General features: G+C 63.6%; 23 protein-coding genes. All 23 read left to right on the top strand.

Annotated elements, in window-relative coordinates; genetic code table 11:
- A partial coding sequence (locus EYQ35_00520; protein ID HIF62630.1) for a TonB family protein occupies positions 1-615 on the top strand: 615 nt, incomplete at its 5' end.
- Complete coding sequence (gene tolB / locus EYQ35_00515) at positions 612-1904, top strand: Tol-Pal system beta propeller repeat protein TolB (protein HIF62629.1); 1293 nt, start codon at positions 612-614, stop codon at positions 1902-1904. The genes EYQ35_00520 and tolB, both read left to right, overlap by 4 nt.
- A gap of 176 nt (positions 1905-2080) precedes the next feature.
- A complete protein-coding gene (pal, locus tag EYQ35_00510; GenBank protein HIF62628.1) occupies positions 2081-2563 on the top strand; it encodes a peptidoglycan-associated lipoprotein Pal in 483 nt (160 codons plus the stop codon).
- Between the two features lie 2 nt (positions 2564-2565).
- Positions 2566-3633 (top strand): tetratricopeptide repeat protein, encoded by a 1068-nt coding sequence (locus EYQ35_00505; protein HIF62627.1) that lies wholly within the window; start codon positions 2566-2568, stop codon positions 3631-3633.
- Positions 3634-3648: 15 nt separating this feature from the next.
- The gene (locus tag EYQ35_00500; protein HIF62626.1) at positions 3649-4578 is read left to right on the top strand and encodes a bifunctional riboflavin kinase/FAD synthetase; all 930 of its coding nucleotides are present in this window, start codon (positions 3649-3651) and stop codon (positions 4576-4578) included.
- Positions 4579-4611: 33 nt separating this feature from the next.
- Positions 4612-5559, top strand: a complete 948-nt coding sequence (locus tag EYQ35_00495; protein HIF62625.1) for an RluA family pseudouridine synthase — start codon at positions 4612-4614, stop codon at positions 5557-5559.
- A 270-nt stretch (positions 5560-5829) separates the two neighbouring features.
- The gene (gene rho / locus EYQ35_00490) at positions 5830-7311 is read left to right on the top strand and encodes a transcription termination factor Rho (protein ID HIF62624.1); all 1482 of its coding nucleotides are present in this window, start codon (positions 5830-5832) and stop codon (positions 7309-7311) included.
- A gap of 115 nt (positions 7312-7426) precedes the next feature.
- The gene (gene rpsB / locus EYQ35_00485) at positions 7427-8365 is read left to right on the top strand and encodes a 30S ribosomal protein S2 (protein ID HIF62623.1); all 939 of its coding nucleotides are present in this window, start codon (positions 7427-7429) and stop codon (positions 8363-8365) included.
- Positions 8362-9285 (top strand): elongation factor Ts, encoded by a 924-nt coding sequence (locus tag EYQ35_00480; protein ID HIF62622.1) that lies wholly within the window; start codon positions 8362-8364, stop codon positions 9283-9285. The genes rpsB and EYQ35_00480 overlap by 4 nt, the downstream gene beginning before the upstream one ends.
- Positions 9286-9312: 27 nt before the next feature.
- Positions 9313-10044: a UMP kinase gene (locus EYQ35_00475; GenBank protein HIF62621.1), complete on the top strand. Its 732-nt coding sequence runs from the start codon at positions 9313-9315 to the stop codon at positions 10042-10044.
- Positions 10041-10598 (top strand): ribosome recycling factor, encoded by a 558-nt coding sequence (locus EYQ35_00470; protein ID HIF62620.1) that lies wholly within the window; start codon positions 10041-10043, stop codon positions 10596-10598. Before EYQ35_00475 ends, EYQ35_00470 begins: the two co-directional genes overlap by 4 nt.
- Before the next feature lie 5 nt (positions 10599-10603).
- Positions 10604-11353, top strand: coding sequence for an isoprenyl transferase (locus EYQ35_00465; GenBank protein ID HIF62619.1), 750 nt, complete (start codon positions 10604-10606; stop codon positions 11351-11353).
- The gene (locus tag EYQ35_00460; GenBank protein ID HIF62618.1) at positions 11277-12176 is read left to right on the top strand and encodes a phosphatidate cytidylyltransferase; all 900 of its coding nucleotides are present in this window, start codon (positions 11277-11279) and stop codon (positions 12174-12176) included. The genes EYQ35_00465 and EYQ35_00460 overlap by 77 nt, the downstream gene beginning before the upstream one ends.
- A 21-nt stretch (positions 12177-12197) precedes the next feature.
- On the top strand, positions 12198-13268 hold the full coding sequence (rseP, locus tag EYQ35_00455) for an RIP metalloprotease RseP (protein ID HIF62617.1): 1071 nt from the start codon (positions 12198-12200) through the stop codon (positions 13266-13268).
- Positions 13265-14026: a tRNA (adenosine(37)-N6)-threonylcarbamoyltransferase complex dimerization subunit type 1 TsaB gene (gene tsaB, locus EYQ35_00450; GenBank protein ID HIF62616.1), complete on the top strand. Its 762-nt coding sequence runs from the start codon at positions 13265-13267 to the stop codon at positions 14024-14026. Before rseP ends, tsaB begins: the two co-directional genes overlap by 4 nt.
- A 59-nt stretch (positions 14027-14085) precedes the next feature.
- A complete protein-coding gene (locus EYQ35_00445; GenBank protein ID HIF62615.1) occupies positions 14086-14337 on the top strand; it encodes a DUF465 domain-containing protein in 252 nt (83 codons plus the stop codon).
- Between the two features lie 233 nt (positions 14338-14570).
- The gene (gene ilvD / locus EYQ35_00440) at positions 14571-16262 is read left to right on the top strand and encodes a dihydroxy-acid dehydratase (protein ID HIF62614.1); all 1692 of its coding nucleotides are present in this window, start codon (positions 14571-14573) and stop codon (positions 16260-16262) included.
- Positions 16263-16279: 17 nt separating this feature from the next.
- Positions 16280-16828 carry an acetolactate synthase small subunit gene (ilvN, locus tag EYQ35_00435; protein HIF62613.1) on the top strand — a complete coding sequence of 183 codons (549 nt, stop codon included), beginning with the start codon at positions 16280-16282 and terminating at the stop codon, positions 16826-16828.
- On the top strand, positions 16825-17841 hold the full coding sequence (gene ilvC, locus EYQ35_00430) for a ketol-acid reductoisomerase (protein HIF62612.1): 1017 nt from the start codon (positions 16825-16827) through the stop codon (positions 17839-17841). Before ilvN ends, ilvC begins: the two co-directional genes overlap by 4 nt.
- Before the next feature lie 24 nt (positions 17842-17865).
- On the top strand, positions 17866-18558 hold the full coding sequence (locus tag EYQ35_00425; GenBank protein ID HIF62611.1) for a phosphatidylserine decarboxylase family protein: 693 nt from the start codon (positions 17866-17868) through the stop codon (positions 18556-18558).
- Positions 18555-19406, top strand: a complete 852-nt coding sequence (pssA, locus tag EYQ35_00420) for a CDP-diacylglycerol--serine O-phosphatidyltransferase (GenBank protein HIF62610.1) — start codon at positions 18555-18557, stop codon at positions 19404-19406. The genes EYQ35_00425 and pssA overlap by 4 nt, the downstream gene beginning before the upstream one ends.
- 302 nt (positions 19407-19708) lie before the next feature.
- Positions 19709-21259 carry a 2-isopropylmalate synthase gene (locus EYQ35_00415; protein HIF62609.1) on the top strand — a complete coding sequence of 517 codons (1551 nt, stop codon included), beginning with the start codon at positions 19709-19711 and terminating at the stop codon, positions 21257-21259.
- Positions 21256-22074: a tRNA pseudouridine(38-40) synthase TruA gene (gene truA / locus EYQ35_00410; protein HIF62608.1), complete on the top strand. Its 819-nt coding sequence runs from the start codon at positions 21256-21258 to the stop codon at positions 22072-22074. The genes EYQ35_00415 and truA overlap by 4 nt, the downstream gene beginning before the upstream one ends.

Raw genomic sequence — 22074 nt, 5'->3', positions numbered from 1 at the left:
GTACCTGTGAAGAAACCTGAGCCGGTGGCGAAGAAGCCAGTACCTGTGAAGAAACCTGAGCCGGTGGCGAAGAAGCCGGTACCCGTGAAGAAGCCTGAGCCGGTGGCCAAGAAGCCAGCGCCCGTGGAGAAGGCCGCGCCCGTGGAGAAGGCCGCGCCCGTGGCAGCTGTGCTGGAGAACATCCCCGCGTCTGAGCCTGCGCCGAAAACCACGCCGCCTGCCGTACAGAGTGAAGACGGCAGCAAGCTAGCCACTTTGAGCGGGTCTGCCGGGGACGCCCCTGCCACTGGCGACTTGCTGCAGGGGGTTGAGTTTCTTCGCTACTACAACACGCTCATCGATACCCTGCGCCGCAACTGGATCTGGGCCGGAGATGCCGGTACCGGGTTGTCGGTATCGGTGAGTTTCAGCGTAAGGCCAGATGGAAGCCTGGCTGCGGTCCGACTGCTGTCTGAGTCGGGCAACGCGGGCTTCGACAGGTCGGTCGAGAACGCGGTCAGGAGCGCGGGCATGATAGAGCCTCCCCCGGATCGTTACAGGAAGGAGTTCAGCGAGGTGATCATACAGTTCAATTCAGACGACCTGGCCAACGCCGCGGGGGCTCGAAAGAGATGATCACCTGCCGGGGCAAGGCCCTGATCCTGATGGTCTGCAGTGTCTTGCTGCTTATTAACGCGCGGGCCGAGGCCCAGGTCAGGGGCGAGATTTCGCGGCCCGGGTCGGTGCTCGTGCCCGTGTCGGTACCCGGCCTGGAGTGGGGTGGTGGCGAGACCAGGCCGGCCGCGGCCGCACGCTTTAATGAGCTGCTGGCCGAAGATCTTCGCAGGTCGGGCATTTTTAACGTAGTCGATCCGCCGCGGGGCCTGGGCTTGCCGTCCAGCGATGGCTATGGAGGCTGGTCAACGGCGGGAGTGCTCGGGGTCGTGGGTGGTAGTTACACGGGTACGCCCGGGGGCATCACTGTCGAAGTCAGGTTTTTTGACGTAGCCGCGGGACGCAGCCTGGGCGGACGTCGTCTCAACGGATCGGTGGACGCGGTGTCGGCAATGGCGCACCAGGTCGCCGACGGTGTCATGGAGATCGTGACGGGTCGCGAAGGGCCCTTTCATTCCTGGATAGGTTTTGTCTCCGACCGAGAGGAACACTTCAGGGAGCTTTACGTGTACAGCTTTGACGGCGCGGTGTCGCGCTTGACGGCGCACAGGTCTATCACCATGGCGCCGGCCTGGAACCGTGACGCTACGCGAATAGCCTTTACCTCGTTCAAGAGCGGCAAGCCGGTACTCTACGGCTACGACCTCTCGAGCGGTAACGATAGTCGCCTTGCCCACCGCCACGGCGTCAACGTGGGCGCTGCCTGGGCGCCGCAGGGACTCTCGTTGCTTTTCTCGCGCGAGGTCGAGGGCAATTCCGACCTTTATCTCCTCGATCTTGGCAGCGAGCGCACGCGCAGGCTCACCCGGCACTGGGGCATCGACGTCGATCCGGCCTGGTCTCCCGACGGCCACTCGGTGGCGTTCTGCTCGTCGAGAGGGGGTACGCCACAGGTATATGTCATGAAGAAGGACGGTAGCGACATGAGGCGGGTGACCTTCGAGGGCAGCTACAACTGCTCGCCCGCCTGGTCCCCCGATGGTCGTCACCTGGCCTGGACGGGCCGCGTGGGCCGATATTTCCAGATCCTGACAATGCCCGCCGCGGGCGGTAAGCCCCGGCAGCTGACTTTTGAGGGTGAAAACGAAGATCCGTCCTGGTCGCCCGACTCACGCTTCCTCGTTTTTTCGAGCAAGCGCGCTGGCGATCGCGACCTCTACATGGTGCACGCTGCCCGTGGCATAATAACCCGACTCACGTCGGGCCCCGGAGATGATGCGGCCCCCACGTGGTCTGGCCGCCTGCAATGAGATAGTAAACACCTGGAGTGGGAACCGACGATACGGTGTTGGACTGGATACGGTTCTGAAAGGGATATTGTGCTGAAAGGAGTGAAAAAGTGGTGACGAAGATGGGTGTAACAACGAGGCGAGAAAATATGCGGGTAGCAGCTACGATGGCGGTAACGACCCTGTGCGTACTGGTCATGGCTGGCTGTTCGACCCAGGGCGAAAGCGTGTTCGGCGGATGGGGCGGCGGAACCCGCGACCAGGGGCTCGTGGCCAGCGAAGAGCTCGCGGCCGAGCCAAGCATAAACCAGTTTGAAGAGATGGGCGCCGTGGCCTCGGGTGGCCCCCTGGAAAACGTATCCTTTGAGTTTGATTCTGTGCAGTTGAGCGAAGATGCGATGGCAGTTCTCGAGCGCAACGCCGCCTGGGCTGCCACTCACCCGGGCAACAGGATCGAAGTTGAAGGGCACTGCGACGAGCGCGGCACCTCGGAGTACAACCTGGCGCTGGGCGCTCGCCGAGCGCGAGCCGTTGTTGACGGACTGGTCGCCCTCGGGGTAGATTCCGACAGGCTGTCGACTGTGAGCTACGGAGAAGAGCTCCCCCTTTGCAAGGATGCCAACCCGGATTGCTGGCGACGCAACCGGCGCGCACGACTGGTTGACCTGGGAAAAGACTGAATATGAAGAACGCCCGCTTGTTGTTGATGCCCTGCTTTCTGACAGCGACCCTGTTGGTTTCGGCCTGTGGGCCCCAGTACGGCGTCGTGTCGGGCGACCGGGGCACCCGTGAACTGCAGCGGGTACAGGTGCGGCAACGCCGCGCTATAGAAGAGCTGCGAATTGAGCAGGAGCGCCTGCGGGCCATGCTCGAAGAGCTGGGCTACCAAGCCGAGTCGTCGGCCGATCGCGTGGCGCCGGTCGTTTCGCCGGTCCCCGGCGTCGAAGGTCCCGGCCGAGTTGAGTTGCTTCCTGGCCAGGCTGTGCCGGGGCAGGAAGGTGCCGTGGTGGTAGAAGGGCCTGCTGCCGTGGCAGGAGTAGGAGCGACCGCGACGGCGGGCGCAGCAACCTCGGCGGGTAATGGTCGAGAAGGGTTGCTCGAGTGGCCCGGCCTTTCGGCTCCGGACGGATGGGTTGAGGTCGGGGCGGATAAACAGAAAGCCGGTGAAGTTCCTTTCGGCCGGATTCCCAGCCCGTCTGATGCCGAGGCAGCCGAGGCAGATACCGCGCAAGCCACAGCGCCGCCGGCAGACCGCACGGCCGGCGAAGCCCGGGCACCGGCCGCTGGCGCCTGGGGCGACGATGAAGCCGACTCCGGTGGGCCTGGTTTCGGCATGTCGGAGAGTTCCTGGGAAAAACCGAAGGTGCCGTCGTCTCTCCGAGGGAGTGACTACGGCAAGGGCGTCGAGCTGTTCGAGGCTGGCGACAACGATGGCGCGATCCAGGCATTTCGTAATTTTATCCACGACCATAGCGACTCGTCTTACCGCGATGACGCTCAGTTCATGATCGGCGAGGCCTGCCTTCGCCAGGGCCAGTACTCGCGCGCCATACTCGAGTACAACCGGGTCGTCGTGTCATACCGTTCAGGCGATCGCACGGCGGCAGCCCTGCTGCGCCTGGCCGACGCGTTTGCAGCTATCGGCGACGAGATAGACGCCAAGCTCAGCCTCCAGAAAGTCGTAAATGGCTACCCGGGATCAGGCGAGGCCAACGAGGCGTGGCGCAGGCTCAGGGGGCAGGGCAGCTGACCCTGGCTTTTCACGATGAGGGTTTTCAGGGGGCTCGAACGGGCCCGGGGATCATTTTGCCGCCCGGTCCTGACTATAGGTAATTTTGACGGCGTTCACCGCGGTCACCAGGTCATACTCGACCAGGTCAGGGCCGACGCCGACCACCACGGCACCGATGCCGTGGCACTCACGTTCTTTCCGCACCCGCTACAGGTATTGAGACCGGACAACGCACCCAGGCAGTTGATGACCCTCGGTGACCGGCTGCGTGCCCTGGCCAACTGCGGCATGGACGCCGTGGTGGTGCAGCGGTTCTCGCCCGCCTTTGCCGACATAGAGGCCGAGGTCTTCGTGCGCGACCTGCTCGTGGGAGCTCTCGACGTACACAAGCTGGTGGTGGGGCATGACATCAACTTCGGCAAGGGGCGCAGCGGTTCGGCCGAGACCCTGCTTGAGGCCGGCGAGAGCTGTGGGTTTTCGGTCGAAGTCATACAGCCGGTTGCTGTGGGGGGCGAGGTGGTTCACTCCAGCGTCGTGCGCCGGGCGGTTGCAGACGGCGACGTGGCCAGGGCGGCGGGGCTGCTCGGCAGGCCGTGGACCCTGCGCGGTCGCACAGTAAGAGGCGACGGGCGCGGCGGCGAGCTGGGCTTTGCCACGGCTAACCTTCTGCCGGCTACCGACCTTGTTCCGGCCGACGGCGTCTATGCCACCCGCGCGCTGCTCGCGGGTCAGACGCTCGATGGGGTGACCTCGGTGGGCAACAAGCCCACCTTTGACGGTTCTGCTACGGTGGTCGAATCACATCTTTTCGAACCCCAGGGCGAACTTTACGATCTGCCCATGGGGGTTCAGTTCATAGAGCGCCTGCGTGGCCAGGTGCGCTTTTCTTCGGCCGAAGAGCTCCAGCAGCAGGTCGCCCGGGACATCGAGGACGCCCGGCGAGCGCTGGCAGAGGCTGGCTGAAGCGTGCACGCAAGCGGCGATGGCCCCCGCGTATTGAAGGTTCACGAGCGGCACAACGGCGAGCGGCTTGACCGCTGGCTGGCGTCCTCCGGTCAGCTGGGCAGTCGCTCCCAGCTGCAAGCAGCCATTCGCGAAGGCCGGGTCGATGTCGATGGCCGTCGCGCCCGCGCCTCGTTGCGCCTGGCCGGCGGCGAGACGGTGACGGTGGCCCCGGGCAAGCCCGTAGATGCAGAAGGCCTGCCAACGGCCGAAGACCTGCCACTGCGTATCCTCCACGAAGACGAGTGCATGCTGGCCGTAGACAAGGCCGCGGGCATGGTCGTTCATCCCGGAGCGGGCAACAGGCAGGGCACCCTGGTCAACGCCTTGTTGCATCGTTACCCCGACGAGCGCTGGCCGGGTGACAGGGGTCGCCCGGGCATCGTGCATCGACTGGACAAGGAGACCTCGGGGGTGGTGCTGGTGGCCAGGACGGTGGAAGCCCATGAACATTTATCGGCCCAGTTCCGTGGTCGCAGCGTACGTAAGCAGTACCTGGCCCTGGTCAGGGGCGTGGTCACGTCGCCCGGGGTCATCGACGCGGCCCTCGGCCGACACCCGCGCGATCGCAAGAAGATGTCCCAGGCAGCCAGGCACTCGCGGCCGGCCAGTACTCGCTACGAGCCGCTCGAAAGCTTTGACGGGCTTACCCTGCTCAAGGTCATGCCCGAAACCGGCAGGACCCACCAGATAAGGGTGCACATGGCGGCCAGTGGCTGGCCGGTGGTCCGGGACCCCTTGTACGGGGGGCGATCGCGGGGTGACCAGGCCTCGCTTTGTTTGTCGGCCCGCACCCGCGAATTGCTTTCGGCCATGCCCAGGCAGGCGCTTCACGCTGCAAAAATAGGCTTTGCCCATCCCCTGACCGGATCTATGCTGTCGATCGAGGCGCCGCTGCCCGACGATTTTGAGTCGCTTCTACGCGGGTTGCGCGGCGGGTAGCTGCTTGAGGGCAGCCCCTCCGTGACGGAGGATTTGACTGTCGTCGGGGGATTATCTAGCCTTAAGTTGTCCACCGGCACTTTACTGTCGCAGCCCTGAAGGGGGGAGCGTCGTAATTGCAGGTCGGAATCCTTGGTTCTTCGAGGGCGCCCCTTGGCCCCCGGTATCTTTAGTAGCAGGGAATATTCAGGTAAGGGGCGGCCCGCTCCGACCAGGCACTTGGGCCAGGTCGATTGCACGTCGCCGGTTTTTCAACAAACACCGGAGTCTATGAGTCCACGAGAGAACAGCAGCAATGGAGGTTCGACCTCACGGTCGGGCAGGGGAAAACGAGGATCGGGCAGGCCGCGTGCCCAGTCGGGTCGCGGCCACAGGGCTGAGCCCCGGCAGGAAGAGGCGGACCTCAGGGAAGGCGCGAGAGCGGCGCAGGTTGAGGCTGTGCGCGAAGCGGCGGCCCAGGCCGATCCCGAGACCGACCCCTTTAACGGCGTCGACGGCGCCATCCTCAATCTCAAGAGCCTCAAAGAAAAAACGGCCAAGGAGCTGGGCGACATCGCCCGCAACATGGGCGTTGAAAGTCCGTCCATCATGCGCAAGCAGGAGCTTGTTTTTGCCATACTGGGTGCGCGCTCGGAGAAAGCCGGCAACGTGTACGGCGAGGGTGTGCTGGAAATACTTCCCGACGGTTTCGGTTTCCTGCGGGCTCCCGACGCCAACTATTTTCCTGGGCCCGATGATATCTACATATCGCCCAGCCAGGTGCGCAAGTTCGGCTTGCGCACTGGCGACGTCGTGGCCGGCCCCATTCGTTCGCCCAAGGAGGGTGAGCGCTACTTTGCCTTGCTCAAGGTTGAGGCCATCAACTTTGAAGAGCCGGAAATGGCCCGCAAGAGGGTGTTGTTCGACAACCTGACGCCGCTCTACCCCGACGAGCAGATGGTGCTGTCGCACGAATCGAAAGAGTTCATTTCGCGGGTCATCGACCTTCTCGTTCCCATAGGCAAGGGCCAGCGCGCGCTCATCGTGGCCGCGCCGCGTACCGGCAAAACCGTGATGTTGCAGAACATCGCCCACGGCATAGCCGAAAATAATCCCGACGTGATGCTCATCGTGCTGCTCATCGACGAGCGTCCCGAGGAAGTGACCGACATGCAGCGCACGGTGAAGGGAGAGGTGGTTGCCTCGACCTTTGACGAGCCGCCCACACGCCACGTCCAGGTCGCCGAGATGGTGATCGAAAAAGCGCGTCGCCTGGTCGAGCACGGCAAAGACGTCGTCATACTGCTCGATTCGTTGACCCGGCTGGCCCGTGCCTACAACGCAACGGTTCCGTCGAGCGGCAAGATCCTGTCGGGTGGTGTGGATTCAAACGCGCTCAGGGGACCCAAGAAGTTCTTTGGCGCCGCCCGCAATATCGAGGACGGGGGCAGCCTCACCATCATAGCCACCGCGCTGATCGATACCGGCAGTCGCATGGACGAGGTCATATTCGAAGAGTTCAAGGGCACCGGTAACTGCGAGATCCACCTCGACCGGCGGCTCATGGACCGCAGGGTGTTTCCGACCATAGACATCATGAAGTCGGGCACCAGGAAGGAAGACCTGCTGCACGATCGCGCGGTGATCAACAAGGTGTACGTGCTGCGCAAGCTGCTGAGCCAGCTCAATACAGTCGAAGCCATGGAGTTCCTGCTCGACAAGATGAAAGACACCAAGGACAACGAGGATTTTCTGTCCTCGATGAATTCCTGATGACGACCCTTTGCAAGGGTTGCCCTGATTTGTTAGACAGACCGATTGATTTGCCCGTAATAGCAGGCGCCCCGGCGTTATCCGGCGCAGCCTGCGGAGGACAGCTGAGTTACTGATGACCCAGGTTAGCATGAAGCAATTACTCGAGGCGGGGGTGCACTTCGGGCACCAGACCAGCCGTTGGAATCCGAAGATGAAGCCTTTCATCTTCGGCGCCCGCAATGGGATTCACATAATAGACCTGCAGCAGACCGTTGTGTTGTTCGCCGAGGCCTGCGATTTCGTTCGTAAGACCGCGGCCGAGGGTGGGTCGGTGCTGTTCGTGGGCACCAAGAAGCAGGCGCGCGCCGTCATAGAGGCCGAGGCACGCCGTTGTGGTCAACACTGGGTTAACACCCGCTGGCTGGGTGGTGCGCTGACCAACTTTGCGACCATCAGGCAGTCTATTGATCGCATGCGCAAGCTCGAAGAGATGTTGGGCGACGAAGTCCAGACCACGGGCCTGAAGAAGAAAGAGATGCTCATGATGAGCCGCGAGCTGGCGAAGCTCAAGCTCAACCTTGAGGGCATGCAGAACCTGAAGAAGCAGCCGGACGTCATGTTCGTGATCGACCCCGACTGCGAAGAAATTGCTATCGCCGAGGCCAACCGCCTGGAGATACCGGTGGTCGCGGTGGTCGACTCCAACTGCGACCCCGGGAACATCACCATGTGTATTCCGGGCAACGATGACGCCATCAGGGCGATCAGGTTGTTCTGCGGAGCGATTGCCGACGCCGTGATCGAAGGCGAGCGCGAACGGCAGGAACGTCTTGCCGCTGCCAGCGAAGGTGAGGGCGTGCCCGGTGGCGATCTCGCGGGAATGTTCTCCAGCGTGGCCGGCGAAGAAGCCACTGCGCCCGATACAGCCCCGGTAGCAGAGGCAGCCCCGGTAGCAGAGGCAGCCCCGGTAGCAGAGGCAGCTCCCGCAGCAGATGTCGCGCCCGCCGCAGATGCCGCACCCGCCGAGGAGGCTACTTCCACCACCCCGGTGCCCCAGGGAAGCAGCGAGTGAGCGTCAGTGCCACCCAGGTAAAGGACCTGCGCGAGCGCACGGGTGCCGGAATGATGGACTGCAAGCGAGCCCTGGCCGAGGTCGACGGAGACATGGAAGCGGCCATCAAGGCCCTGCGTGAGCAGGGGCTGGCCAGCGCGTCAAAGAAGGGCGGAAGGGTGGCGGCCGAGGGGCTGGTCGGACTGTTCGTGTCCGACTGTGGCAGCCGTGCGGTGGCCATGGAACTCAACTGCGAGACCGATTTCGTGGCCAAGACAGATGATTTTGCGGCACTGGTCGACGAGCTGGGGCAGGCCCTGCTCGCGGTCGAAGGCGCTGCCGAGGGCGAGGGTGCCGACGTCAACGACGTGGCCCTGGCCAACGGCTCTACCCTGGCTGCCCGTGTTACCGAAGCCGTAACGACGATGGGCGAAAAGATCTCCCTGCGGCGTTGGACGCGCATCGAATCTGCCGGCGGCAGGGTCGGGGCCTACGTGCACGCGGGTGGAAAGATCGGTGTGCTGGTCGAGATAGAGGGTGCCGGCAATTCGCAGCAGGAGCTGTGCCGTTCGGTGGCCATGCAGGTGGCCGCGGCGGCTCCGCGCTACGTGGATCGCGACTCCGTGGATCCGGACGAGATTGAGCGCGAGAAAGAAATCTTCCGCAACGAGGCCCTGGCCTCGGGTAAGCCCGAAAAAATTCTCGACCGTATAGCCGAGGGACGCATCAACAAGTACTTCCGCGAGATCTGCCTCCTGGAGCAGGAATACGTGCGCGATACCGAACTCACGATCTCGGAACTGCTCGAAAAAGAATCAAGCTCGGCTGGTGAACCCCTTGCGGTCAGTCGCTTTGTGCGTTACCAGCTTGGCGAGGGCATCGAGCGTCGGGTGGCGAACCTGGCCCAGGAAGTGGCCGAGCAGATCAGCCAGACTACCTGACCGTTCGACAGTGCCGGTGCGGTCACGATGGCGGGCGATAAACCACAATTTCCAAGAGTGCTGCTCAAACTGAGCGGAGAAGCGCTGGCCGGTGAAGCCGGCAGCGGCATCGACCCTCGTGTTCTTCTTTCGTTGGCCGCCGAGGTGCGCGACGTCTGTGAGGCTGGCTGCGAGCTGGCCATCGTGGTGGGTGGCGGCAATATCTTTCGCGGCATGAAGGCTGCCGAGATGGGCATCGACCGCGCGACGGCCGACTACATGGGCATGCTCGCGACCATACTCAACAGCCTTGCCTTGCAGGACGCGCTCGAGAAAGCCGGCGTGGCCACGCGGGTGATGTCGGCCATCGACGTTCAGCAGGTGGCCGAGCCCTACATCCGTCGCCGCGCGCAGCGCCACGTCGAGAAAGGCCGCGTGGTTATTTTTGCTGCCGGCACTGGCAACCCTTTTTTCACCACCGACACGGCCGCCAGCCTGCGGGCCATAGAGATGGGAGCGGCTGTGATCATGAAGGGCACCCGCGTTGACGGCATCTACGACGCCGACCCCGAAGAAAACAAGGACGCCAGGCGTTATGACCGCCTGTCTTACCTCGACGTTCTCAACGGCAGGCTGACCGTGATGGACTCCACGGCGGTGACCCTGTGCATGGAAAACGAGATGCCTATAATAGTCTTTGACGCGACTACTCCCGGCAATATCCTCAGGGCCGTGATGGGCGAGCAGATAGGTACGCTGGTAGGGGAGGAAACGGATTGATCGACGAAGTAATTGAAGCCCTCGAGGCCGAGCTCGAGTCCACGGTGGGCTCTTTTGTCCACGATCTCGCGCGCATTCGCACGGGACGGGCCAACGCGGCTCTGCTCGACGCCGTGATGGTTGACTACTACGGGGCCGCTACTCACCTGAACCAGTTGGCATCTATCAACGTCCCCGAGTCCCGGCTGCTGGTAGTTCAACCCTTTGACCAGGCCACGATCCCGGCCATCGAAAAGGCAATCGCCGTCGCTGATCTCGGGCTCAACCCGTCGAACGATGGCAGGCTCATCAGGCTTTCCATCCCCGAGCTCACCGAGGAGCGCAGGCGGGATCTCGTCAAGCAGGTGGGCCGCGAGGCCGAGAAGCACCGCGTGTCGCTGCGAAACCACCGGCGCGACGCTAACGACATGCTCAAGCAGCTCAACTCGGACAAGGACATAAGCGACGACGAGCTGCGCGGGGCCCAGGGCCGGGTGCAGGAACTCACCGACAAGTTCGTCAAGAAGGTCGACGAAATTGCCAAGGTGAAAGACGAAGAGGTAATGGCCGTTTGACGGTCTTGTCGCGGGTGTCGCCTGATTGGGAAGGTCGGGTGCCCCGGCACGTCGCCGTCATAATGGACGGTAACGGCCGCTGGGCAGGCGCGCGTGGTCTGAGCCGCTTGCAGGGTCACCGCAAGGGGAAGGACTCGGTTCGCGAGGTGGTCGAAACCGCGCGCGAGATCGGCGTCGAGGTGCTCACGCTGTTCGCTTTCTCTACCGAGAACTGGAGCCGCCCTCCGTCGGAGGTCAAGGCCCTGATGAAACTGCTGCGGCGTTACTGCCGTACCGAGCTCAGTCGCATGATGCGTTACGGTATCCGCCTGAAGGCGGTGGGTAACCTGCGCCGACTTCCGCCCGAGGTGCTCTCGGACCTTCGCTCGGTGGAGGCCGAGACGCGCGACAACGATCGCATGACCGTGGTGCTGGCCGTGAGCTACGGGGGCAGGCAGGACATCGTTGGCGCGGCCAGGCAACTGGCCCGGCAGGTGCGCGACGGCGAGCTGAAGCCCGAGCAGATAAACGAGTCGCGCCTGGCCGGGTCGTTGATGACCGCCGGGCTACCCGACCCCGACCTGCTCATACGCACCAGCGGCGAGCTGCGCATATCTAACTTCCTGCTGTGGCAGTGTGCCTACAGTGAACTGTACTTCACCGACGTCGCCTGGCCGGACTTCCGGCGCGACCAGTTTCTTGAGGCCATCAACTGGTACGCGCAAAGGGACCGCCGCTTCGGCCGTGCCACGGGCGAGTTGGCGGTGGAGGCCTGAACGCTTGTTGAGATCCCGCCTGTTTACGGCCGCGGTGGCCATTCCCCTGCTGGCGTGGCTGTTTTTCCTCGCGCCGGCCTGGATCTTCAACGGCGTGGTGTTGTTTTCCACCTGGGTCGCGTTGAGAGAGTTTTCGCTCATGGCCCTGTCGAGTGTGCCCGGGGCCGCCACGTTGACGACCCTCGGTGGCATGATGATCGCGGCTTCGATGGTGCTGGTGCCAGGTGGTCTGGCCGGGGGCGCTGCCCTGTCGGCCGGTATTGTGGCCTGCCTTATCCTTACCCTGGTGGCCACCCTCGCGACTGCTCGCGACATGGGCCAGAGCGTCAACAGCGCCGGCCAGGTGCTGCTGGGCGCGCTCTATGGCGGTGCCCTGCTTCCGCACTTGATCTGGCTCAGGGGCCTGCCCGGTGGCGACGGCCCCTCCTGGGTGTTCTTTGTCTTCGCGGTGGTCATGGCCGGTGACGTGGGCGGCTATTTCGGCGGCAAAATGCTGGGCACGCGAAAGCTTTGGCCCAGTGTGAGCCCGAACAAAACAGTCGAAGGCTCGCTGGTCAGTTTTGGCGGCAGCCTGGTGGCCGGTATCCTCGTCAATTCGCTGATCCTGCACAGGTTGGGTCTTTTCGAAACACTGTTCGTGGCCGGGGTCATGTCAGTGCTGGCCCAGCTCGGTGACCTGCTGGAGTCGATGATCAAAAGGGCCTACCGGACCAAGGATTCCGGCTGGATACTGCCGGGCCACGGGGGGGTACTCGATAGGACCGACAGCCTCGTTTTGCCGATAGTCTTCGTCTATTACTATGCTATCCTTGTCACTGGCTGACCGTTACGGACGCCGCCTTTTATGACACCGACTGGAATTTTAGCAGCGATCGCCGTTCTCGGGGTGGTCATCATGGTCCACGAGTGGGGCCACTTCATTGTCGCACGCAAGTGCAACACCGAGGTCCAGGTGTTTTCTTTCGGCTTCGGGCCCAAGCTGTTCTCGATACAGCGAGGGGAAACCGAGTACCGCTTTTCGCTGATACCGCTTGGTGGTTACGTGCGCATGGCGGGCGAAATCGATGAATTTGCTCCCAAGGTGGCGGGCCGGGGGTTTCCTGATAGGCCGCTCTACCAGCGGGCCATGATCGTGGTGGCCGGCCCCGCAATAAACATGGTTTTCGCCTTCCTCTTGTTCACGGTCATCATGATGACCTGGGGCAACCAGGTCACCAGCGACAAGGCCCTGGTGGGCGGGGTCGTGGCTGACTCTCCGGCCCAGGCTGCGGGCCTGGCGGCCGGTGACCTCGTGACGGCCATAGACGGGCAGTCCCTGGGCAACTGGGACGGCCTGCACGCGGCTGTAACGGCCAGCGAAGGCCGCGAAATACAGCTCTCGGTGCTTTCCGAGCAGGGCGAAGAACGCGTGCTCACGGTAACGCCCGAGTCGAGGGTGCGCAGGGACTACCTGGGCGAAGAAATCGGCACGGCCTGGGTTATAGGCGTGCACCGCGCGTCTGAGCACCAGGACGTTGGCCCGGTGGAGTCGGTGGTACTGGGCGCCCGCTACACCTGGACCTGGTCGGTGGTGATACTCGAAACACTTTCACGGCTCGGACAGGGACGGCTCTCCATGTCGGACCTCGCCGGCCCCATAGGCATAGCCCAGGAAGCGGGCCGCCGCGCCAATCGCGGTATGGAGCCGCTGCTGCACTTCATGGCCCTGCTGAGCGTTAACCTGGGCATCATCAACCTGCTACCCATACCGGGGCTCGACGGTGGTCACCTGGCCTTCTTTTCCTACGAAGCCATTCGAGGGCGTCCGTTGCCCGACAGGGCTCGCGACCTCGTGCAGCAGTTCGGTGTGCTGGTGCTGGTGGCGCTCATGGTCCTGGTCGTTTTTAACGACATTTCCCGAATAGTTGGCGGGTGAGCTCCCGCGATACAGGCCTGCTGCTCGGCATAGACAGCAGTGGCCGCGTACCGTCGATAGCCCTGCTGGCCCCCGATCGGGATCCCTGGCTTGCAACCTGCGAACCCCCTGTGCGGGGTGAGGGCCTGGCCGACTTACTGCGGCTGGGGCTCAAGGGTATCTCGGCGACGGTGGCTGATATTTCGGCGGTCGGTGTTTCTACCGGCCCTGGTTCATGGACGGGCGTTCGTATTGGCCTGGCGCTGGCAGCCGGCCTTGTCCTGCCCCATAAACTACCGGTGACGGGTATGTCGTCGCTGCGCTTGCAGTTGGCTTGTTGCGACCAGCCAGCCGAAGGCGACAGAAGCCCGGTCCTGGCAACGCTGGACGCGGGTTCGGGGAATATTTACGTGGCCGCCTGGTCGGGTGACGGTGGCGAGCAACTGCTCGATTATAAACGCTGTACGGCCGAAGAATTGCTTGTTGACATTCGGGCGCTGCCCGCCGGGCTGCGGATTGCCGGAAACGCCGCCCTGGCTGTACTCGGGGCCTGTTCGGAGGCGGGGCTGCGGGTGCCTGGACTGGCCAGCGAAGTGCTTGATCCGGCAGTTGCACTTGCCAAGGCAGCGGGGAGAGAGTTAGATTCAATCAGTAGCACGACCGGTGACCGGGTGACCCCGGGGCAGGCGCTGCCCACTTACATAGGACCTACCGGGGCCAGGCCTAACAAGAACCGCGTGGCGGCTGCATGGTCGGCGGCACCGGGGCCAGCGAGATAAGGCGCCGGGCGTGTAAGAGAGAGATAACTGACGAAACAAAACAACACAGGGAGGCTTGGATGGAAACACAAGACGAGGAGCTCATAGAGAGCCTGACACCTGGAGACGCGGATCTGAAAAGTGCTTACGAAAAGCACTTGAGTTTGAAAGCCAGGGTAGACGAGCTTGAGAGACTTGAATACCTCAGCGACTTGCAGGAATTGGAATGCGCTGAGCTGAAGAAGAAGAAACTTGCCGAGAAAGACAGGGTCATGCGCATCCTGTCCGACCACCGGCGCGAACGCGAAGTGGGTCAGAGCCAATCGGCCTGACTGCCTGAAGCGGGGCTGACCGGTCGAGGCCACTGCGCCCATCGACCGGTAGCCCCCGTCCAGACGTATTTTCCGGGGCGCAGCCACGCGGCGCTTGTCGCCCGGGTGCACGACAGCCCCACCTCCGTGCCCTTGGTGGTGCTGCCTTGGTATTCCTGACAGGTAACGACTAGTATGCCCGGCGGCGAGCGGTCGGGCCCAGGCCCCTGTGAGTTGCACCCGGAAGTAATACGATGACAAGCAACGACAAAAAGGCCCCCAACCGGCACAGTCGAGCGGTCACCGAGGGGGACAACCGCGCGCCCAACCGAGCCATGCTGCGGGCGGTGGGCTTCGGCGACGGCGATTTCAGTAAGTCCATAGTCGCTATCGCCAACGGCCAGAGCGACATAACGCCCTGCAATGCCGGGCTGGGCGACCTCTCGCTGGCCGCGGCGGGGGCGGTTCGCGAAGAAGGCGGCATGCCCCAGACCTTTGGCACCATCACCGTCAGCGACGGCATTTCCATGGGTACCGAGGGCATGAAGTGCTCGTTGGTCAGTCGCGAGGTCATCGCCGACTCGATCGAGACCGTTTGTCGGGCCCAGAGCATGGACGGCCTGCTGGCCGTGGGTGGCTGTGACAAGAACATGCCCGGCGCCATGATAGCCATGGCAAGGCTCAACCTGCCATCGGTTTTTGTCTACGGCGGCACCATCAAGGCCGGCCACTACGACGGCAAGGATCTCACCATCGTGAGCGCTTTCGAGGCGGTGGGTGAGCTGGGCGCGGGCCGAATAAGCCGCGAGGCTTTCTGCGAGATCGAGAAGCGCGCCTGTCCCGGTCGCGGCGCCTGCGGCGGCATGTACACGGCCAACACGATGAGCTCCGCCTTCGAGGCGCTGGGCATGAGCCTGCCCGGCTCCTCTACCATGGCAGCCGAGGACGACGAGAAGCGCGACAGTGCCGCCGAAAGCGGCAGGGTGCTTATGCGCCTGGTCGCCGACGACCTGAAGCCCCGCGACATACTCACCCGAGCCGCGTTTAACAACGCCATCGCCGTTGTCATGGCCGTGGGCGGTTCGACCAACGCCGTCCTGCACCTGCTCGCCATCGCCCACGCGGCCGAGGTAGAGCTGACGATGGAAGACTTCGAAGACATACGCGTGCGCGTGCCCGTGCTGGCCGACATGAAGCCGTCGGGGCCTTATGTTGCCACCGATCTGCACGACGTTGGCGGCATACCCCTGGTCATGAAGATGCTGCTCGTGCAGGGCTTGTTAGACGGAGACTGTATGACCATCACCGGTGGTACGGTGGCCGACAACCTCAAGCTCGTGGCCGACCAGCCGCCGGCGGGGCAGGAAGTCGTGCGCCCCTTCGACTCACCGGTCTACACGCAGGGCCACCTCGCTATGCTCAAGGGCAATCTTGCCCCCGAGGGCTGCGTGGCCAAGATCAGCGGGCTCAAGAATCGCGCGATAACCGGCCCAGCGCGCGTGTTCAACTCCGAAGAGGACTGCATGGACGCTATAATGGGCGACCGCATCGCCGAGGGCGACGTGCTCGTCATTCGCTACGAGGGCCCCAGCGGCGGTCCCGGCATGCGCGAAATGCTCTCGCCCACCAGCGCCATCATCGGTAAGGGGCTGGGTGACAGCGTGGGCTTTATAACCGACGGACGCTTCTCGGGCGGCACCTACGGCATGGTCGTGGGGCACGTGGCGCCCGAGGCCCAGGTCGGCGGCCCCATCGCGCTGGTCGAAGAGGGCGATACTATCACCATAGACGCCGACCGCCTGCTGCTCGAACTGGCAGTGGACGACGGCGAGCTCAAACGGCGAAAGGCCGCCTGGACGGAACCGGCGCCTAAGTACACGAGCGGCGTTCTGTGGAAGTACTCGAGGCTGGTTTCGAGTGCCGCGCGGGGCGCGGTCACAGGTTAAGGAGTGGAGGTGTGAGCATGGCAACGAAGGGAAGCTACATAATATCCATACTGGTCGAGAACGAGTTCGGCGTGTTATCGCGCGTGGCGGGCTTGTTCAGTGGCCGTGGTTACAACATATCGAGCCTGGCGGTGGCCGAAACGTTGGATCCGTCGGTGTCGCGCATTACGCTCACCACCACCGGCGACGCCGAGATCGTGGAGCAGATCAACAAGCAGCTCAACAAGCTGGTGTCGGTCATCAAGGTTGTCGACTACAGCGAGGCGGAGCACGTTGAACGCGAGCTCGCGCTGATCAAGGTGGCCGTCGATGCCCGCTCGCGCTTGGAACTGGTGGGCATAGCCGACATATTCAGGGCCCGCATCGTGGACGTCGGGCCTACCGAGTGCATGGTCGAGGTCACCGGCGACGACGAGAAGATAGCCGCCATCATGACGATGCTCGCTCCCCTTGGAATCAAGGAAGTGGCGCGCACCGGCAAGGCGGCGCTGTTCAGGGGAGGGCGCCTGCTTACCGTGGGAGCCCCTAAGGCTAAGAAAAATAAGAGTACGGAGAAAGCTGCATGAAGATTTACACCCGCGAAGAGGCCGACGCTGGCCTTTTGAAAAACAAGACCGTGGCCGTACTGGGCTACGGCAGCCAGGGGCACGCGCACGCGCTCAACCTCAAGGAGAGCGGCGTCAACGTCGTCGTGGGCCTGAGAGAAGGCAGCTCGTCGGTGGCCAAGGCCGAGGGAGCGGGCCTCGAGGTGGCCTCGATAGCTGACGCCGTTGGTCGTGCCGACGTGGTAATGATGCTGCTGCCCGATGAGCTGGCTGCCGAAGTTTATTACGAAGACGTCGAACCCAATCTCAAGCCGGGCAGCTACCTCGCCTTTGCGCACGGTTTTAACGTTCACTTCGGCAAGATAAAGCCGTTGGCCGGGACCGGCGTGTTCATGGTAGCTCCCAAGGGCCCCGGGCACCTGGTGAGAAGCATGTACGTCAAGGGTATGGGCGTGCCCTGCCTGCTGGCAGTGGCCCAGGACCCGTCGGGTGACACCGAGGCGGTGGGCCTGGCCTACGCCGACGGCATAGGCGGAACACGCGCGGCTGTTATCGGCACCTCCTTCAGGGAGGAGACCGAGACCGATCTCTTCGGCGAGCAGGCGGTGTTGTGCGGTGGACTCACCGAGCTCATCCGCGCGGGCTTTGAGACCCTGGTAGAAGCGGGTTACGCGCCCGAGATGGCCTACTTCGAGTGCGTGCACGAGGTCAAGCTCATCGTAGACCTGATCTACGAAGGCGGCATTGCCAACATGCGCTACTCGATCAGCAATACGGCTGAGTATGGCGATCTCACCCGCGGCACCCGCGTGGTGGGCGACGGCACGCGCGCCGCGATGAAGAAGATACTCGAAGAAATACAGTCGGGCGACTTCGCCGACGAGTGGATCACCGAGTACAAGTGCGGTCTGCCCCACTTCAAGGAGCTGCGCCGGGAAGGAGAGAACCACCCTGTCGAAAAGGTTGGCGAGGAGTTGAGGTCTCTCATGCCCTGGCTGACCGACGAACGCCTCGTGGACAAGTCGGTCAACTGACCGACGTCGAGCCGTCCACGGGTCGTGAAGTTTGCGAGTGAAGGATACCGGGTAGCTGGCGTACCCGCCGCTGCTGGGCTAGCGCTGCTCGGACTGTCTTTGTACTGGCCGTCCTGGCAGGCTGTGGGCTGGGTGTTCCTGTTATTGGCAACGGGCACGCTGCTTTTCTTTCGCGACCCTGAACGCACGCCCGAGGGAGACGAATCGACCCTTCTCGCACCGGCAGACGGTCGCGTGGTTTTTGTGGGCGAGGTCGAAGGAGGCCACCGGCTTGTGCCCGGGGCCACCCGCCGCGTTTCGATCTTCATGTCGCCGTTGGACGTCCACATAAATCGCAGCCCCATGCCGGGCACGGTTAGTGAAGTGGAGCACAAGGCCGGGAGTTTCAGGGCCGCTTTTCGCGAAGACGCTTCCGACGGCAACGAAAACAACACCATCGTGCTGGATGCTTCAGCGACCGGCGCCGCATCAACCGCGGCTGTCGGTTCCGGGGAAAGCGGGCTGCGCATAGCCGTGGTGCAAGTGGCCGGTTGGCTGGCGCGTCGCATCATCTGCCGCGTGAAAGAGGGAGAGACCCTGGGGCGTGGCGAGCGCTACGGCCTGATCATGTTCAGCTCGCGGGTCGACGTCTACCTTCCGCCCGGGATCGAGGTGCTGGTGAGCGCAGGACAGAGAGTCCAGGCTGGTGCCACGGCCCTGGCGAGGCTGAGCGCGTGAGCCGGCGCGAGACCGGGGGACGCGGCGACGGGCGCATGTCGCTGCTCAAGGGCCGTGGCGAACCCCGCCGGGGCGTTTACCTTTTACCCAACCTGGCCACCTCGGCCGGCCTGTTCTGCGGAATATTTTCCATAGTACAGACCATGGAGGGCCAGTACGTGAACGCGGCCCTGGCCATTGTCGTGGCTGCGGTGTTCGACGTACTCGACGGGCGCATCGCCCGCCTGACCAACACCGCGAGCCGTTTCGGCGTGGAGTACGACTCGCTTTGCGACCTCGTGTCTTTCGGCGTCGCCTCCGGCCTGCTCATCTACCGCTGGGCCTTGATGCCCTGGGGGGCCTGGGGCTGGCTGGCCATCGCGCTTTTTATAATCTGCGCGGCCATCAGGCTTGCGCGCTTCAATATCTCCACCGACGAGTCGTCGCCCGCTGCCTTTACCGGCCTGCCGGTGCCCGCCGCTGCGCTGACACTGGTCTCGGTGGTGCTGATGTACAAGTACCTCGGGCGCTCGGGTCTGCCCGACAAGCAGGTTGCCCTGTTGCTGCTCACCTACATGCTGGCCCTGCTCATGGTGAGCAACGTGGCCTACGCCAGTTTCAAGCAACTGCGCTTTGACCGCCGGCAGCCGCTGTGGCTGCTGGTGGCTACCATACTCGCGTTGCAGTTGGTGATCGCGCGCTATGAGCTCGTGATATTCCTGTTCATGACGGTTTACGTGCTCTCGGGGCCTGCCACCTGGGCGTGGAAAAAGGCCAGGGGACTTCCGCCGCCGGCCGTGGACGACGACGATGACGCAGATCGTGACGTTGGCGACGAGGACGCCGCCTGGCCGAGCGAGGGCGGCTGATGGTGCCTACGCCTGGCAGTGCTTCTGCTTGACAGTGCTGGCGCGGGGGCGCTACAGTTAGTGAGTCATGTGGAGCAGCGTAAAAAATACGTTTCTAGCCGAGCTACTGCTTAGAAGCCCGTCCGTGGGTTCGGCGGTGGTGTAGGTATACACCGCGATGACCGGGCCACGGGCGGGACGTAACGCTCGTGGCGCCAATGAAAGGGCCGTGGGCATAACCCGCGGCCCTTTTTGTTTATGGCGGGTATATAGGCTGCCGCGGCTCGATAGTATCCCGTCGATGACGAACAGGAAGCAAGACGATGGAAAAAGATAAGGACTGGGTAAGAGTATTCGACACCACGCTGAGGGACGGTGAGCAATCGCCCGGCTGCACCATGAACACCGAGGAAAAGGTGGCCATAGCGCTGCAACTCGAGGCCCTGGGGGTCGATGTCATCGAGGCCGGTTTCGCGGCCGCGTCGCCTGGCGATTTCGAGGCAGTAAAAAAAGTATCGGCGACGGTGAGAGAGCCCGTGGTGCTCAGCCTGTCCCGTCCCGCCGAGAAAGACCTGGACGATGCCCTCCGCTCTGTAGAGGGAGCCGCGCGCCCGGGGATACATATTTTTATCGCCACATCCGACCTGCACCTGGAGTACAAGCTGGGCATGAGCCGCGCAGAGGTGGTGGACGCCGCCGCCTGGGCCGTTGAGCGGGTGAAGCAGTACGTGGACCACGTGGAGTTCTCGGCCGAGGACGCTTCGCGCAGCGATCGAGACTACCTCTGCGAGGTTTTTTCGGCGGCAATAGCCGCGGGCGCCACTGTGTGCAACGTGCCCGACACCACCGGCTACGCGGTGCCCGAACGAACGCGTGAGTTGTTTACTTTCCTGGGGGCCAACACCGAGGGAGGCGGCGATGTCGTGTGGAGCGCACACTGCCACAACGACCTCGGAATGGCGGTGGCCAACACCTTGGCTGCCGTGGAGGGCGGTGCGAGGCAGGTGGAGTGCACGCTGAACGGCATAGGCGAGAGGGCGGGCAACACCTCGCTCGAAGAAGTCGTGATGGTGCTCAAGACCCGCGCCGATCACTACGGCGTCGACACCCGCGTAAACACCGAGCAGATCTACCCCTGCAGCCAACTGCTGGCGCGCACCATAGGCGTGACGATTTCTCCTACCAAGCCCATCGTGGGCGACAACGCTTTTGCCCACGAGGCCGGTATACACCAGGACGGCGTGCTCAAGAACAAGCTCACCTACGAGATCATGACACCGCAGTCGGTGGGCCGGGTGAGCACCGCCCTGGTGCTGGGCAAGCACTCGGGCCGCGCCGCGCTGGCTGATCGCCTCAAGACCCTGGGCGTGAACCTCGAGCACATCGACTTCAGCGACGTGTTCGTTCGCTTCAAGGCCCTGGCCGACAAGAAGAAGGAAGTCTACGACGAGGATCTCTACACGCTGGTCGCCGACGACTCCGAGGTGGAGGGAGCCTTCGAACTCAAGGACCTGGCGGTGTCGTCCTCGCTGGGTGGTGAGCCTTCGGCCCAGCTACGCGTGCTGGTCAACGGCGAGTTACGCTCGGCCGATTCGGGTGGAGACGGTGCTGTTGACGCTTGCTTTGCTGCGATCAAAAAGGCCACCGGCTTGTCGCCGCGCCTGGAGAGCTACCAGGTCAAGGGTATCACCGGCGGCACGGATGCCATTGGCGAAGTGACCTGCCTGGTACGCCAGGACGACCTCGTGGTGCGTGGCCACGGCTCGCACACCGACATCATCATGGCCTCCGCGCTCGCGTTTGTTGACGCGCTCAATCGCTTGCAGGCAGCGGCCAGGCGGGTGGGCACCGGGCCGAGGGAGACGGGCCCCTGAGCGACTCGGCTTCAAACGACGAAGCGCAACTATCCAACGGCGCCGACTCAAGGCGGGCGCGTTGCCTCGTGGAGTACCACGGCGGCGCGTTCGCCGGCTGGCAGGTGCAACCCGACCTGGCCACCGTGCAGGGGGCCTTGGAGCAGGCGCTGGCTACGGCCACCGGGAGACCCTGCCGGGTGGAGGGTGCCGGTCGTACCGATTCCGGCGTGCACGCCAGCGGCCAGGTGGCGGCCTTTGACGTCGCGGCAGACACCGATCTTTACCGCCTGCAGGGCAAGTTGAACGGACTCACGCCCAGGGCGATGTCGCTGCGCGACCTGCGAGATGCCCACGCCGGCTTTGACCCCAGGCGCGAGGCCACCGGACGGCTGTATCGCTACACGCTGGTGGCCGGCCGCCCCGATTCACCGCTGCAGGCCGACCGTGCCTGGCACGTGGTGCCGGGGCTGGACCTTGAGCTGCTCTCGCGGCTGGCCGCGATGTTGGAGGGTACGCATGATTTTGCCGCCTTTCGTTCCAGTGACTGCGGGTCCGAGAGCACCATGCGCCGCATCTTCAGCAGCAGTTGGAGCGAAGAGGCGGGGCTGTTCAAGTACGAGGTGCGGGGCAACGCCTTCCTGCGCAACATGGTCAGGGTGATGGTTGGCAGCATGGTCGACACCGCGTTGGGTGATATGGAGGTCGCCGAGTTCGAGCGCCTGCTCGAGCACGGAGATCGCGTACGCGCCGGCAGAACCGCTCCCTCGCGCGGGCTCGAGCTGGTGACCGTGGACTACGACGGTCAACGGATTCACCAGTTGGCCGGGCGTTGA

The sequence above is a fragment of the Candidatus Binatota bacterium genome, assembly GCA_012960245.1.
Classification (GTDB): Bacteria; Desulfobacterota; Binatia; order UBA1149; family UBA1149; genus UBA1149.
Note: the sequence above shows the minus strand (reverse complement) of the source record. Positions and strands in the feature narration are given on the sequence as shown.